This window comes from Roseivivax sp. THAF30 (genome assembly GCF_009363575.1).
GTDB classification, from domain to species: Bacteria; Pseudomonadota; Alphaproteobacteria; order Rhodobacterales; family Rhodobacteraceae; genus Roseivivax; species Roseivivax halotolerans.
Genome location: NZ_CP045389.1, coordinates 2,180,460 through 2,194,632, shown reverse-complemented (window position 1 = coordinate 2,194,632; position 14,173 = coordinate 2,180,460). Strand labels below are relative to the sequence as shown.

The 14,173-nt window shown below is 63.4% G+C and carries 15 protein-coding genes and 1 tRNA gene; 7 read left to right on the top strand and 9 right to left on the bottom strand.

Features of this window, described 5'->3' with window-relative positions:
* The first annotated feature begins 11 nt into the window (after positions 1–11).
* Positions 12–806, top strand: a complete 795-nt coding sequence (locus FIU91_RS10685; RefSeq protein WP_152462432.1) for a DUF3445 domain-containing protein — start codon at positions 12–14, stop codon at positions 804–806.
* Here FIU91_RS10685 and FIU91_RS10680 read toward each other — a convergent pair.
* From FIU91_RS10680 to FIU91_RS10660, 5 genes are all read right to left on the bottom strand, one after another.
* Positions 803–1,636: a hypothetical protein gene (locus tag FIU91_RS10680; RefSeq protein ID WP_152462431.1), complete on the bottom strand. Its 834-nt coding sequence runs from the start codon at positions 1,634–1,636 to the stop codon at positions 803–805. The two genes, FIU91_RS10685 and FIU91_RS10680, sit on opposite strands and share 4 nt — an antisense overlap.
* A 137-nt stretch (positions 1,637–1,773) precedes the next feature.
* Positions 1,774–2,595, bottom strand: a complete 822-nt coding sequence (locus FIU91_RS10675) for a lytic transglycosylase domain-containing protein (RefSeq protein WP_152462430.1) — start codon at positions 2,593–2,595, stop codon at positions 1,774–1,776.
* Positions 2,596–2,680: 85 nt separating this feature from the next.
* A complete protein-coding gene (locus FIU91_RS10670) occupies positions 2,681–3,460 on the bottom strand; it encodes a hypothetical protein (protein WP_152462429.1) in 780 nt (259 codons plus the stop codon).
* 310 nt (positions 3,461–3,770) lie between these two features.
* Positions 3,771–5,177 (bottom strand): type I glutamate--ammonia ligase, encoded by a 1,407-nt coding sequence (glnA, locus tag FIU91_RS10665; RefSeq protein ID WP_093009832.1) that lies wholly within the window; start codon positions 5,175–5,177, stop codon positions 3,771–3,773.
* Between the two features lie 47 nt (positions 5,178–5,224).
* Complete coding sequence (locus FIU91_RS10660; protein ID WP_093009831.1) at positions 5,225–5,563, bottom strand: P-II family nitrogen regulator; 339 nt, start codon at positions 5,561–5,563, stop codon at positions 5,225–5,227.
* Positions 5,564–5,683: 120 nt separating this feature from the next.
* Between FIU91_RS10660 and FIU91_RS10655 the strand changes: the two genes are divergently transcribed.
* A complete protein-coding gene (locus FIU91_RS10655) occupies positions 5,684–7,288 on the top strand; it encodes an NAD(P)H-hydrate dehydratase (protein WP_371418157.1) in 1,605 nt (534 codons plus the stop codon).
* On the opposite strand, the gene FIU91_RS10650 is transcribed toward FIU91_RS10655, so the two are convergent.
* A complete protein-coding gene (locus FIU91_RS10650) occupies positions 7,285–7,791 on the bottom strand; it encodes a Hint domain-containing protein (protein ID WP_093009830.1) in 507 nt (168 codons plus the stop codon). The genes FIU91_RS10655 and FIU91_RS10650 overlap by 4 nt on opposite strands.
* A 169-nt stretch (positions 7,792–7,960) precedes the next feature.
* Here FIU91_RS10650 and FIU91_RS10645 point away from each other — a divergent pair.
* From FIU91_RS10645 to FIU91_RS10635, 3 genes are all read left to right on the top strand, one after another.
* Positions 7,961–8,045: transfer RNA gene (locus FIU91_RS10645), tRNA-Leu, on the top strand.
* 24 nt (positions 8,046–8,069) lie between these two features.
* The gene (gene tig / locus FIU91_RS10640; RefSeq protein WP_093009829.1) at positions 8,070–9,401 is read left to right on the top strand and encodes a trigger factor; all 1,332 of its coding nucleotides are present in this window, start codon (positions 8,070–8,072) and stop codon (positions 9,399–9,401) included.
* A gap of 173 nt (positions 9,402–9,574) precedes the next feature.
* Positions 9,575–11,548 (top strand): bifunctional 2',3'-cyclic-nucleotide 2'-phosphodiesterase/3'-nucleotidase, encoded by a 1,974-nt coding sequence (locus FIU91_RS10635; RefSeq protein WP_152462428.1) that lies wholly within the window; start codon positions 9,575–9,577, stop codon positions 11,546–11,548.
* A gap of 67 nt (positions 11,549–11,615) precedes the next feature.
* Here the strand turns inward: FIU91_RS10635 and rplI are convergent, their stop codons facing one another.
* The 3 genes from rplI to rpsF are packed head-to-tail and all read right to left on the bottom strand — an operon-like array spanning position 11,616 to position 12,897.
* The gene (rplI, locus tag FIU91_RS10630; protein WP_093009827.1) at positions 11,616–12,272 is read right to left on the bottom strand and encodes a 50S ribosomal protein L9; all 657 of its coding nucleotides are present in this window, start codon (positions 12,270–12,272) and stop codon (positions 11,616–11,618) included.
* Positions 12,273–12,284: 12 nt separating this feature from the next.
* Positions 12,285–12,512: a 30S ribosomal protein S18 gene (gene rpsR, locus FIU91_RS10625; protein WP_093009826.1), complete on the bottom strand. Its 228-nt coding sequence runs from the start codon at positions 12,510–12,512 to the stop codon at positions 12,285–12,287.
* 25 nt (positions 12,513–12,537) lie between these two features.
* The gene (gene rpsF, locus FIU91_RS10620; protein WP_093009825.1) at positions 12,538–12,897 is read right to left on the bottom strand and encodes a 30S ribosomal protein S6; all 360 of its coding nucleotides are present in this window, start codon (positions 12,895–12,897) and stop codon (positions 12,538–12,540) included.
* Between the two features lie 245 nt (positions 12,898–13,142).
* Between rpsF and FIU91_RS10615 the strand changes: the two genes are divergently transcribed.
* Together FIU91_RS10615 and FIU91_RS10610 are read left to right on the top strand one after the other, a co-directional pair.
* A complete protein-coding gene (locus tag FIU91_RS10615) occupies positions 13,143–13,397 on the top strand; it encodes a hypothetical protein (RefSeq protein ID WP_152462427.1) in 255 nt (84 codons plus the stop codon).
* Between the two features lie 98 nt (positions 13,398–13,495).
* Positions 13,496–14,089: a YceI family protein gene (locus FIU91_RS10610; protein WP_093009823.1), complete on the top strand. Its 594-nt coding sequence runs from the start codon at positions 13,496–13,498 to the stop codon at positions 14,087–14,089.
* The last annotated feature ends 84 nt before the right edge of the window (positions 14,090–14,173 follow it).

Below are 14,173 nucleotides of genomic sequence, written 5' to 3'. Positions count from 1 at the left end.
GCGAGACACCGATGAACGACGGCGCGGCGCGCGGGGAGACCCGTGCGCCGTTTTTCATTGAGGAGGATGGCCCGATCCTTCAGCGCAGGCTGCCCTACGATCCCGGGGCAGGGCACCGACTGCCGGGCACAAGGCCCCTCGGCGATGCGCCCTGGCTCATCGCGGACGAGGCTTACGGCGCGCAGATGGCCCTTCGCGACCGGCTTGCCTCCGAATGGCGCGATACGGTCATCGCGATGGATGAGACCGCGCGCCCTGCCGCCGAAGAGCTGCTGAACACGGTCCTCGCTGAATTGCCGGAGGGGTTCGACGTCGCCGAGGACGTGGTGACGCGCCCCGATGGCGTGGCCGTCCGAGTGGAGGCGCACGATCCGATGGGCACGCTTTGCCGGCTTGTGCAGGAAGACCTCTGTATCCTTGAGAAATCGGGAGAGGAGCATGTGCTGTCGGCTGCGAGCCTCTGTTTCCCGGCGCGCTGGCGGCTGGCCGACAAGTTCCTCCGTCCGCTCATCGCGATCCATGAGCCTGTGCCTGAATACGACGGCGACGTTGCGCGCCGGGTGCAGCGCCTCTTCGACGGATTGCAGGTCGAGCGGCCCATCTGGCGTTTCAACACGCTCTGGCACCATGATCCGCGGCTGCACCAGCCATTCGTGCCCGACAGTCGTCCCAAATGGGAGGCCGAGGGTGCGCCTTACTTTCGGACCGAGAGGCAGGTCATGCGGCGCTTGCCCGAGACACGTGCGGTCATCTTCTCGATCCACACCTACGTTCTGAGCGAGGCCGACGTGCCGCGCGGTGCCTAGCTGCCGACGATCCTCAGGATCGGATCGAACAGGCCGTGCTTCCAGAAGACCAGCGCGACGCCCCCCAAGGCGATGACATGTGCAGTGGTCCGGCGCGGCATCAACGCGCGGACGAGGCGGCCCAAACCAGCTTGCCGGGACGGCGGTTCGGTCGCGGCGTCCGGCTCTTGCCCGGCGGTCTCCGTGCGCGATGCCGTGCCTGTATCCTCGTCGTCGTTCTGCCAGTCGGCGTAAGCCTTCGGCACTCGGGCGGCGAGCGTCTTCTGCGCCTCTGCGCGGGCCCTGGCGACCCGCTCGGCCCGCTCTTTTCCGTGGCCCGGCTCGTCCACAGGGGGGATGTCGTTGAACATCTTGGCCAGGCTCTCTTCGATCGCCTCGACCGAGCGTTCGGTGATCGGCGCTTCCACCATCTCGCGGCGAGCACGTTTGGGCGAGACGTAGGAGCAGGAGACCTGGAATTCCTCGGGCGAGAGCTTGGTGCGCTCGTCCAGCCATTCGACGTGACGCGCATCGACCCGCTGCAGCGCGCGCATGACGATGTCGGACAGCACCTCGATGTTCCGATCGAGCGACATCTTCTTGGTGTTCGGCCGCGGCGCGATCCGGAAGACGACCCGCGTGCCTTCCTTGGGCGTCACGTCGGTCGTCACCTTCACGATAATCGTCTCGCCCGCCACCGCGCCGTGCTTGATCGACGCGCGCGGCTTGGCGCCGCCATCGGCATCGAACCGGCTGAGGCTCTGGGCCACGACGCGCAGGAACCGCTCGACCTCGAGCGAATTCGTGCGGGCAAGGGCCAGGGCGGCGTAGGGACGAACGGGGAGGCTCATTCTCGGACCAGCTTCGTGTTTCTGAATGTCCCGAAGGATACGAAGCCAGTTGGGTCAAACTAGGGCGAGACCCGTGCAGTTTTGGGCTTTTTTGGAGCAGGGTGGCCGCGCCAGCGCCCACCCTCGTGCCTTGCGGTTTAGTTCACACGCTCGGAAGCATAGGCGATGGCGCGCTGGTAATTGCCGCTGTCGTTCCAGGCCGAGAGGACGCTGAAATTGCGCGTGCCCTGACCAAAGGGCTGGCCTGGCTGCCAGCCATTCTGGCGCAGCATGTTCGCCGCGGAGGCCAGCGCGTCGGTCGCGTTGTAGGGATCCGCGCGACCGTCGCCATTGGCATCGACGCCGTAGCGCATCCAGTTTCCGGCCAGGAATTGCATATGGCCGAGTTCGCCCGACGGGCCGCCTTGCGTGCCGGAGGTGATGACGCCGCGATCAACGAGTTGAAGCGCCGCGATGGCATCGTCCTCGAAGCGGGGATGGCGTCGGCAATAGGAGGCGAGGGTCACCGCGCCGTCGACGATCGAGGTTCCGCCGAGATAGCCGCCGAAGCTCGTCTCGAGACCCCAGATCGTCGCGAGAACGCTGCCAGGCACGCCGTAGCTGCGCTCGATCGAGGCAAAAAGGTTGGCATTGCGCGCAACGCGGTTCTGGACGCTGTTGATGAATGCCTGCGCGGAGCTTCCCGAGCGCTTGGCGAGAAATTCCGCTGGATCGCCGTAAGAGACGCCGCTCTGGCTGCTGGGATTGGACTCGAAGCGCCATGTGATGCCCGAGAGCTGCGCCGATTGCAGCGCCTGCATGCCGCGTTGCCCAACGCCCTGCGCCGACGCTTGTTGGCCGAGGCCCTGCTTGTACGCGCCGAACTGGCCCTGGCTGGTGATGCAGCTTGCAGCCGAACCAGCCGTTGCAGTCAGGCCCAGCGACAAGGCCAGTATGTAAGTTGAAAGTCGTCGCGGCATCAGAACCCCCGTGCTCGAAATGATTTGGTCATAAGCGCGACGGTAGCGGGAAAAGGGCGGGGGGCAAAGTTACCTTTTGACGGCATTACAGGTTGGTCACGATCTCCGTCATCGTGCCGGTCGTATCGAGGGCGACAAAGAAACCGGCCAGACCCATCGCAAGGGAGGCCGTGCGGAAATCTTCTCCGCGGACGACATTACTGACGATAAGCGGCGCCGCGACCGGCAGTGATACCGTGGCAACGGCGAGGGACATGGCCCAGGTCGACACGCGCATTCCGGTGGAGCCGGCACGGCGCGCGATGCGGAGTTCTTCCATCTCCTCCTTCGTGGGATCGGCGCGCAGATGCGCCCGCAGATGTGCCTCGTATGCGTGCACATGCGCGTCGAGGCGCGTGACGCCGGGTGCGTCCACCGCGTTGCAAGCGCTTGGGCGGGGCCGCGTCGCGAGGCGCCGCGCCGCCACGCGTCGAGGTGCGAATTCTGACGGGGCTGGGGTTGCAGGCGCAACGGCGTCGAGAAACGCATCGCAGGGCAGCCGCAGCTCCGTATCGAGCCAGATGACGGCGTCGGCGTGCGTGTTGTGCAACAGGATTGCGGTCAGTGCCGCAAGACGCTTCTGGACGGGTCTGGCCGCCTTGGTGCCCCGCTCGGCGCTCAGCGCCACAAGCGTCTCGTTTGCGGTCCGCAGAACCTTCACGGAGAGTGTGTAATTCCCCGCCTGGCAGGTCAGTCCACCGGAGTCGCGCTCGACCCCCGTCATCGCAAGCCCCTGTTGTGCTGCGAATATCGACAAAACGGTTTCGAGCGTCTCGAGCGATGGCGCGGCGGAAGGAGCGTAGACGATTTTGGACCGGGACAGCATGGCTTAACTCCGAGGTGGGCTTTTTTCTTTCCTCAAAAGCCACGGGCCAATCGCGGTCCAAATCTGGTTCTTATCGGGTCTTTTCAAGGCACGTTCGGCGATTTGCGGCAAGCCTGCAGCAGACGCGCCAAGATCGCGTCACAGTCGATCATCCTGCCACAATCCGGTCTGAAATACGGACCGACAGGGTGTTCTCACGGCCATGCTTACTTTCAGATTGCGGTGATCCTGAGGCGGCGGGCGACTCGCGATCCAAAAGAAAAGGGGCGCCGTGAAGGCGCCCCTTTCGCAATCGTTCGGCTGTGCCGGATCAGCAGCTGTAGTAGAGCTGGAATTCGACCGGGTGCGGGGTGTGCTCGTAAAGTTCGAGCTCTTCCATCTTCAGGTCGATATAGCCTTCGATCTGGTCCTTGGTGAACACGTCGCCTGCGAGCAGGAACTCGTGATCGGCCTTCAGGCAGTCGAGCGCCTCGCGGAGGCTGCCGCAGACAGTCGGGATGCCCTCGAGCTCCTCGGCCGGCAGATCGTAGAGGTTCTTGTCCATCGCCTCGCCCGGATCGATCTTGTTCTTGATGCCGTCGAGACCGGCCATCAGGAGTGCGGCAAAGCACAGGTAGGGGTTTGCCGACGGATCGGGGAAGCGGGCCTCGACGCGCTTGGCCTTGGGGCTTTCCGTCCACGGGATCCGCACGCAGCCCGAACGGTTGCGGGCCGAATAGGCGCGCAGGACCGGGGCTTCGAAGCCGGGGATCAGGCGCTTGTAGGAGTTCGTGGACGGGTTGGTGAAGGCGTTCAGCGTCTTGGCGTGCTTCAGGATGCCGCCGATGAACCAGAGCGCTTCCTGCGACAGGTCCGCATATTTGTCGCCTGCGAAGAGCGGCTTGCCGTCCTTCCAGATCGACATGTTGCAGTGCATGCCCGTGCCGTTGTCGCCATAGATCGGCTTCGGCATGAAGGTCGCCGACTTGCCATACGCGTCCGCCACGTTGTGGATGACGTACTTGTATTTCTGCAGGTGGTCGGCCTGCTCGGTGAGCGTGCCGAAGATGAGGCCGAGCTCGTGCTGACAGGACGCCACTTCGTGGTGGTGCTTGTCGACCTTCATGCCCATGCGCTTCATGGTCGAGAGCATCTCGGAGCGGATGTCCTGGCCATGGTCGATCGGGTTCACGGGGAAGTAGCCGCCCTTGACGCCGGGGCGGTGGCCCATGTTGCCCATCTCGTATTCGCTGTCGGTGTTCCAGGACGCGTCGAGCGCGTCGACCTCGTAGGACACCTTGTTGATCGAGTTGGAGTAGCGGACGTTGTCGAAGATGAAGAATTCAGCCTCGGGGCCCCAGTAGGAGACATCGCCGATGCCGGAAGACTTCAGGTAGGCTTCGGCCTTCTCGGCGGTGCCGCGCGGATCGCGGTCGTAAGGTTCGCCGGTGTCGGGCTCGACCACGGTGCAGTGCATGCACAGGGTCTTTTCGGCGTAGAACGGATCGATATAGGCCGATGCGGTATCGGGCATCAGTTTCATGTCGGACGCTTCGATCGACTTCCAGCCGGCGATGGACGAGCCGTCGAACATGAAGCCTTCCTCGAGGAAGTCCTCATCGACCTGGTCGGCCATGATTGTGACGTGCTGCAGCTTGCCGCGCGGATCGGTGAAGCGGATATCGACGTACTCGACATCCTCATCCTTCATCGTCTTGAGAACGCTGTCTTTGCTCATTCCCGAATGTCCCTTTCTGATCTGGGTCTGGTCTTGACTGTTACGGATTACAGCGCGTCAGCGCCGGTCTCTCCGGTCCGGATACGGATGGCCTGCTCGACGGGGCTGACGAAGATCTTGCCGTCGCCGATCTTGTCGGTCTTGGCCGCTGCGACGATCGCCTCGATCGCGCCGTCGACCTGGTCGTCGTCGAGCACAACTTCGATTTTTACCTTCGGCAGGAAGTCGACGACATATTCAGCGCCGCGATAGAGTTCCGTATGGCCCTTCTGGCGTCCGAAACCCTTCACCTCGACAACCGAAAGGCCCTGCACGCCAGCTTCCTGGAGCGCTTCCTTCACCTCGTCGAGCTTGAAAGGCTTAATGATCGCTTCGATCTTTTTCATGCCTTGCCTCCTCACATGTCGTTTGGAACGCTGCAGACCACGTCCCCCGAAGAGGGACAATTGCAAGTGCCGAGAAAAGCGGCAAGCCGGAAAGGCTGCAGTGAGGAGTGATTAATTATTGTGCATCACGCCACAGAAATCAGCGAAACTGAATCGGGGCTGGCGATGGAGCTTCTGACCGCCGCCCAGATGCGTGCCGCCGAGGAGGCCGCGATGTCCGCCGGAAAGGTCAGCGGACTGCAATTGATGGAGCGTGCAGGGCGCGGATCGGTCGACGCAGCCTTGTCGCATTGGCCCGATCTTGCCGAGGGGCCGCACCACGCGGTCGTTCTTTGCGGGCCGGGCAATAATGGCGGGGACGGCTACGTCGTCGCGCGGCGTCTTTTGGATGCGGGCTGGCGGGTCGAGGTCTTCGGGTTGGGCGATCCTGCCAAGGCGTCGCCCGACGCGCGGCGAATGCGGGCGCTTTGGGAAGAGGCCGGACCCGTTCAGGATCTTCGGCAGGCAGGGCGGTGCGACCGACCGGATCTGCTGGTGGATGCTCTCTTTGGAACGGGGCTTTCTCGTTCAATCCCGCAGGAGGCCGTGACGGCATGGCATGCGGTCCGAGCGCGGGCAGGTGTGACCGGACAGGTGCGATGCCTCGCGCTCGACTGCGTCTCGGGCCTCGATTGCGATAATGGGCAGATGCTCGTGCCGGAGGGTGCGGATGCGCTCTCGGCCGACTTGACCGTCACCTATCATGCCGCGAAGCGCGGGCATTTCCTCAAGACGCCGCCAAGCGCGGCGCTCAAGGTGGTGGATATCGGTCTTGAGGCGCATCCCGCCTCGCTGACCGCGATGCCGAGACCGGGGTATTTGCGGCTCCTGGACCCAGGGCGTGTCGAAGCGCGGCGCTGGCTTAAAGACATTTTGCCCGTCGCCCCTGGTCACCATAAATACGATCGCGGCCACACGCTCGTTCTCGGCGGCGGGCCGGGCAAGGGTGGGGCGGCGCGCATGGCGGCGCGGGCGGCCCTCCGGATCGGCGCGGGCCTCGTGACGCTCGGTGTGCCGCCCGCAGCTTTGCAGGAGAACGCGGCGCGGCTCGACGCGATCATGCTGAAGCCGCTGCGCGGGGCGGAGGGCCTCGCCGACATGCTCGAAGACGGGCGCCTCTCCGCGATTGTCCTCGGTCCGGGCCTTGGCTTGGGCGAAGAGACGCGGCAGCTCGTGCGCGCCGCGCTTGGCGCAAACCGGCGCATCGTCCTCGACGCAGACGCCCTGTCGTCGTTCCAAGACGATCCCGACGCGCTTTCGGCGACGCTGCATGATCGGGCTGTGCTGACCCCGCACGAAGGCGAATTCGCGCGGCTCTTTCCCGATCTCGCGCACGGCAAACGGGACGTCTCGAAGGTCGAGGCGGCTGCGCTCGCGGCAGAACGGGCGGGCGCGACGATACTCCTTAAGGGGCCGGATACGGTGATCGCGAGCCCGGGAGGTGCCGTGTCGCTCAACGCCGCGCTTTATGAGCGCGCCGCGCCCTGGCTGGGGACAGCGGGGGCGGGCGACGTGCTGGCCGGGATGATCGGCGGGCTCTTGGCGTCGGGTCGCATCGCGCCGCATCTCGCGGCGGAAGCGGCGGCTTGGCTGCATGTGGAAGCCGCGCGCAGTTTCGGCCCCGGACTTATCGCCGAGGACCTGCCCGAAGAATTGCCGAAGCTTTTTCGTGAGATCGGCCTCTAGCCGACCCGCGCCGGGTCGCGCACAGCCGAGGCGAGTTCCAGCCCGTCCGCATAGATCACGTGCGGCTCTTCGAAGATCAGCGCGGCGAGCGTCACCTCGCGCGCGCCCAGATCGCGGACGAATTCCCCGTCGACGAGCCGTTCCGCCGCGACCATTGCCTGAGGACGCCCGTAGAGCGCTGCGGCCCGCCAGTCGCGGATCAGCACTTCTTGCGTTGCCGGGAGAAGAATGTCCGTGTCGGGGCGTAAATGCCCCAGCGTGCCGGCGCGGACCGACACGAGGCGCGCCTCGCCGCGAAAAATACGCAGATCGTCGAGAACGACCAAACCGCGATCCCGCGTGATGATCCGGTCGCCGGGAGAGAGCATCTCCACCGGCAAATCGCCGTCGAGCGTCAGCACGCTGGTGCCGGCCACGAGCGCATTGTGGCCCAGATTATGGATGGAATTGGGGCGCGGAGGGGCAAAGCCCCCGTCTGCGCGCCGGACCGTTTTCGGTTCCATAGGCGCTATCCTGCTGTTCACTGCCTCTTATTGTTCGGAAGATTACGGCAAGAAGACGTTAATGTCGCGCATTTTCTGGACGGATTTTTCCTCTCGCATCCGTTTTGCGCCTTTGCTAGAGGATCGCGCGACCAGGGGCCTGCGCTTGCTCGGCCCCGATGTTCGTATTGCGGGTGTGGCGAAATTGGTAGACGCACCAGATTTAGGTTCTGGCGCCGCAAGGCGTGGGGGTTCAAGTCCCTCCACCCGCACCAGAGGATGAGGAAAAGGACACCGAAATGCAGGTCACCGAGACCCTGAACGAAGGCCTGAAGCGCGAATACGCGATTACCGTGACGGCTGACGAGCTCGACGCTAAGGTCAATGAGAAGCTCTCCGAGGCGCAGCCCGAGATCGAGATGAAGGGCTTCCGCAAGGGCAAGGTCCCGATGGCGCTGCTGAAGAAGCAGTTCGGCCAGCGGATCCTGGGCGAGTCGATGCAGGAAGCCATCGACGGCGCGATGAACCAGCATTTCGAGGAGACCGGCGACCGTCCCGCGATGCAGCCCGAGGTCAAGATGACCAACGAGGACTGGAAAGAGGGCGACGACGTCCAGGTCGAGATGAAATACGAGAAGCTGCCCGACATCCCCGAGGCGGACCTGTCGGACATCAAGATCGAGAAGCTGGTGGCGAAGGCCTCTGACGCGGATGTGGACGAGGCGCTGAGCAACCTCGCCGAGAACGCGCAGAACTTCGAGGACCGCAAGAAGGGCACCAAGGCCAAAGACGGCGATCAGGTCGTGATCGACTTCGTCGGCAAGGTCGACGGCGAAGCCTTCGACGGTGGTTCTGCGGAGGATTACCCGCTGGTGCTCGGCTCGAACTCCTTCATCCCCGGCTTCGAAGAGCAGCTCGTCGGCGTGAAGGAAGGTGAAGAGAAGGCCGTCGAGGTCTCCTTCCCCGAGGAATACGGCGCAGAGAACCTCGCCGGTAAGGCCGCCGTCTTCGACGTGACCGTCAAGGCCGTCAAGAAGCCCGTGCCCGCCGAGATCAACGACGAGCTGGCGCAGAAATACGGTGCCGAGGATCTCGAGGCTCTGAAAGGCCAGATCCGTGAGCGGCTCGAGGCCGAGTATCAGGGGGCGGCGCGTCAGGTCATGAAGCGCCAAGTGCTCGACGCGCTCGACGAGAAGGTCAAGTTCGACCTGCCGCCGAGCCTGGTCGACGCCGAGGCCAAGCAGATCGCCCACCAGATCTGGCACGAAGAGAATCCCGAGGTTCAGGGCCACGACCACGAAGAGATCGAGCCGACCGACGAGCAGATGAAGCTCGCAGAGCGCCGCGTGCGCCTTGGGCTCCTACTTGCCGAGATCGGCCAGAAGGCCGAAGTGACCGTGACCGATGCGGAGATGACGCAGGCGATCATGAACCAGGCGCGGCAATATCCCGGTCAGGAGCGCGCCTTCTTCGACTTCGTGCGTCAGAACCAGCAGATGCAGCAGCAGATGCGCGCGCCGATCTTCGAGGACAAGGTCATCGATCACATCGCCGAGCAGGCCGACGTGACCGAGAAGGAGATCTCCAAGGAGGAGCTCCAGAAGGAAGTCGAGAAGCTCGACGAGGAGTAATCCCACCTTCGATCTGAATTCAGATGCCGCGTGCCCCTGGGTGCGCGGCATTTTTCGTGCAGATTGGCGGATCTTGGCCAATCGTGATGATGGCGGCGCATCGTCACCCTGTCGTCATCGCTCTCTGTTTGTCATGCTTCTTGAAAGACACAGAACAGACAGGGAGTCCTTCCATGCTTTCGCGCCTTGCCCTCAGCCGCCGCGCTTTCCTTGCGACCGGCACGTCCGCCGCCGCGCTGACCCTCCTGCATCCCTATTCCGCGCGCGCTCAGGCCGGACAGGTGCATCTGCGGCTGATGGAGACGACAGACCTGCACGTTCATGTCTACCCCTACGATTATTACGGTGATCGGGAGGTCGATACTGTGGGCCTTGCCCGCACGGCCGCGCACGTGCAGGCGATCCGGGCCGAGGCGACCAACAGCCTTCTTCTCGATAACGGCGATTTCCTGCAGGGCAATCCGATGGGGGATTACATCGCCTATGAGCGCGGCATGAAGGAGGGCGATGCCCATCCGGTCATCACCGCGATGAACACGCTCAATTTCGATGCCTCGACGCTCGGCAATCACGAATTCAACTACGGGCTCGACTTCCTGATGAAGTCGCTTGCCGGGGCGGATTTCCCCGTGGTTTCGGCGAATGTGGTCAAGGAGATGGGCGGAAGTCCCACTGCCGACACGACGCTCGTGCAGCCCTACGTGATCCTCGACCGCGAGGTAACGGACGGCGCCGGGGAAACGCACCCGATCCGCGTCGGTATTATCGGCTTCGTGCCGCCGCAGATCATGAACTGGGACCGCCAGCACCTCGAGGGCAACGTCCAGACGCGCGACATCGTCGAGGCGGCGGAGGCCTACGTGCCGCAGATGCGCGAGGAGGGGGCCGATATCGTCATCGCGCTCAGCCATTCCGGGATCGGCGCACAGGAGCATGACGAGGGCATGGAGAATGCCTCGGTGCCACTGGCGCGCGTCGGCGGCGTCGACGGGCTGATGACCGGGCATTCGCACCTCGTCTTCCCATCGCCCGATTACGAAGGGTTCGCGGGCACCGACATCTCCGCGGGCACGATCGAAGGAAAACCGGCGGTCATGGGTGGCTTCTGGGGCAGCCATCTCGGCGTGATCGACCTCATGCTCGAGCGTGACGGGTCGAACTGGCGCGTCGTCTCCACCGAAAGCACGACCCGTCCGATCTACGAGCGCGGCGAGGACCGCTCGGTGACGCCAACGGTCGAGAGCGTCGATGCGGTTCTCGAAAGCGTGGCCGAAGAACACGAGGCGACGCTTGCCTACGTGCGACGCGCGGTCGGCCAGACCGAAGCGCCGCTCTATTCCTATTTCGCGCTCGTGGCCGACGATCCCTCGGTGCAGATCGTTTCCAACGCGCAGCGCTGGTATATCGAGCAGATGTTGGCCGGGACGGCGCATGAGGGCCTGCCGATCCTGTCCGCAGCCGCCCCGTTCAAAGCGGGCGGTCGCGGCGGGCCGGACTATTACACCGACGTGCCTGCAGGCGATATCGCGATCAAGAATGTCGCGGATCTCTATCTCTATCCCAACACGGTTCGCGCGGTGAGGGTGACCGGGGCGCAGGTGAAGGACTGGCTCGAACGCTCCGCGGGCATGTTCAACCAGATCGAGCCGGGGGCGACCGATGCGACTCTGCTGAACCCCGACTTCCCGTCCTACAACTTCGACGTGATCGACGGGGTGACCTATCGGATCGACCTTTCGCAGCCTCCCAGATTCGACAATGACGGGAACGTGGTAAACGCGGATGCAAACCGGATCGTGGATCTCGAGTTCGAGGGCGCGCCGATCGACCCCGCGCAAGAATTCATCGTCGCGACAAACAATTACCGCGCGGGCGGGGGCGGCAACTTCCCTGGCGCAACCCCCGAGACAACCGTCTTCGAGGCGCCCGACACCAACCGCGACGTGATCGTGCGCTACATCGTCGACCAGGGCACGATTTCGCCTGCGGCCGACGCCAACTGGACTTTCGCGCCGATGGAAAACACGACCGTTCTTTTCGACACGGGCCCGAACGCCGCGCAATACGTCGCGGATGTGAAAGGCGTCGACATCGAGGAGACGAGCGACATGATCGACGGCTTCCAGCGGTTCCGCATCTCGCTTTGAAGGGACTTAGCGTAAAAAGGCCGCGGGATCTCTCCCGCGGCCTTCGATCTTCGAGGGTCGAAGCAACTTACTTGTCGTCGTCCTCGAGTTTTTCGTCGAGCTCTTCCTTTTCCTGAACGGCAGGCTCGTCGGAAGCTTGCTCGTCCCGGGTTTCCAGCTCGTCGAGCTCGGCCGCGCCGAGGTCTTCGAAAAGCTCGGAAATCTCGAACTCGGCCTGGGCCTCTTCTTCGGCCGCGGCATCCTGGATGGTCTTGCCGGAGGCCTGAAGCTCGGCCTCTTCAGGCGAGCGTGCGACGTTCAGCGTGATCGTCGTGATAACCTCGGGGTGCAGGTGCAGTTCGACCTCGTGCAGACCAAGCTCCTTGATCGGCTCGCGGATGATGACCTGCTTGCGGTCGACGTCGAAGCCGGCGTCCTTGCAGACCTCTGCGGCGTCACGGGTGGTGACGGAGCCGTAGAGGTTGCCGCCGTCCGATGCCTGACGAATCACGACGAACTGCTCGCCGCCGAGTTTCTCGGCAACGGCTTCGGCCTCTTTCTTGGTCTCGAGGTTCTTGGCTTCGAGATGCTGCTTCTCGGATTCGAAGCGGGCGATGTTCTCCTGGCTTGCGGTCAGGGCCTTGCCCTGAAGCAGGAGGTAGTTGCGCGCGAAGCCCGGCTTGACGTCGACGACGTCGCCCATCTGGCCCAGCTTGGCCACGCGTTCCAGCAGAATGACTTGCATGGGGTGCTCTCCTTACTTCACGGCGTAGGGCAGAAGCGCGAGGAAGCGCGCGCGCTTGATGGCGCGGGCCAGTTCACGCTGCTTCTTCGCGCTGACGGCGGTGATCCGCGACGGCACGATCTTGCCACGCTCGGACACGTAGCGCTGCAGCAGCTTGGTGTCCTTGTAATCGATCTTGGGCGCGTTCTCACCGGAGAACGGGCAGACCTTGCGGCGGCGGAAAAACGGTTTTGCTGCCATGGTTTATGCTCCTCTTCTCAGGCGATCAGTTGCGGCGCTCGCGACGGCGGTCGTCGCGTTCGTCTTTTTTCTGCATCTGGATGGACGGGCCGTCCTCGTGCGCGTCGACCTTGATGGTCATCACGCGCATGACGTCGTCATGCAGGCGCATCAGGCGTTCCATTTCCTGCACGGCGGTCGCGGGCGCGTCCGTCTTTAGGAAGGCGTAGTGGCCCTTGCGGTTCTTGTTGATCTTGTAGGCCATCGTCTTCACACCCCAGTACTCGCTTTCGACAAGGCTGCCGCCATTGTCGCCGAGGACGGTCGAGAAGTGTTCGATGAGGCCTTCGGCCTGCGCGTTGGACAGATCCTGACGCGCGATGAAAACATGCTCGTAAAGCGGCATGCGATCTCCGTTCTTTTTTCGGGCGCATTTCATAGGACGGGGCTCAATCCTTCCGCCCCCATCCACGAGAGGCTGCGCCGGTTTCACGATCCAGCGGAAGGAAGCGCCCGTATACACGGATCGCTCTGTGACGCAAGGCCCGCAGACTGGTGGAGCTTGTATCTTCGCAATTCCGAATTTGCGACAAAATCACGCCCAACTTCCAGGATTAACCTATATTCGTGAACAGTCACGGATGCCCGACCATGAGCCTTGCCACCGAACTTCCGAACTCTTCCTCATCGCTCCCGGACGGCGCGCTCATCTTGCTGCGCTGGCCGCTGAAATGCCTGGGCTTCGGTGCCTTCGGTGCGATCTTTTTCCTCTGGATCGGCGGGGCGGGCGCGGATCTGCCCGAGACCACCCTGTTCAAACTGGGTCTTACGACCTTCCTTGGATTGATCGGCTGCTGGTCAATCGGCGCGGCGCGTAGCCTCAAAAGACGACCTGTTGAATTCTGAACAGACGCTGTGAGGCCGCGAAGGTTTTTCTCCGCTGCAATCCCTCCATCTTGCCCCGCGTGACTATGCCAGTCCGGCAGAGAGATGGAGACGAACTTATGAAGACCCTGACATTCGCAACCGCCCTCGCGGCGCTTCCCCTCGCAGCATTCGCGGCCCCGGAGGAATGGACCTTCGATCCGAGCCACAGCCAGGTCGTGTTCAACTACAACCACCTCGGCTTTTCGACCACCTACGGCATGTTCTCGGGCTTCGACGGCACGATCATGTTCGATGAAGAGGATCCGGCGAACTCTTCCGTGGAAGTGTCTTTCCCCGTGCGGTCGATGCTGACCGGCTGGGAAGCCCGTTTCGAGCATTTCATGTCTGACGACTTCTTCGGCGCCGAAGAGGGCGACATGGTGACATTCACCTCGACCGGAATCGAAGTGACCGGCGAGAACACCGCGAATATCACCGGCGATCTGTCGATGAACGGCGTGACGAAGGAAGTCGTGCTCGACACCACGCTGACGCAGCAGATGGAACACCCGATGGAGGGCGAGCCGTGGGTCGGCTTCAACGCGACGACGACGCTGCTGCGCTCTGACTTTAACGTCGGCATGTTCGCGCCCTACGTCTCCGATGAGGTCGAGGTCTTCATCTCGCTCGAGGCGTCCAAGGCCGGCGAGGACGCAGCAGCCGCCGAATAAGGCGCTGATCCCGAGTTTCCGACGAAGGCCGGTCGATGTTTCGACCGGCCTTTTTCGTTGCCGCGCCCCCGACCTTGGCATGTT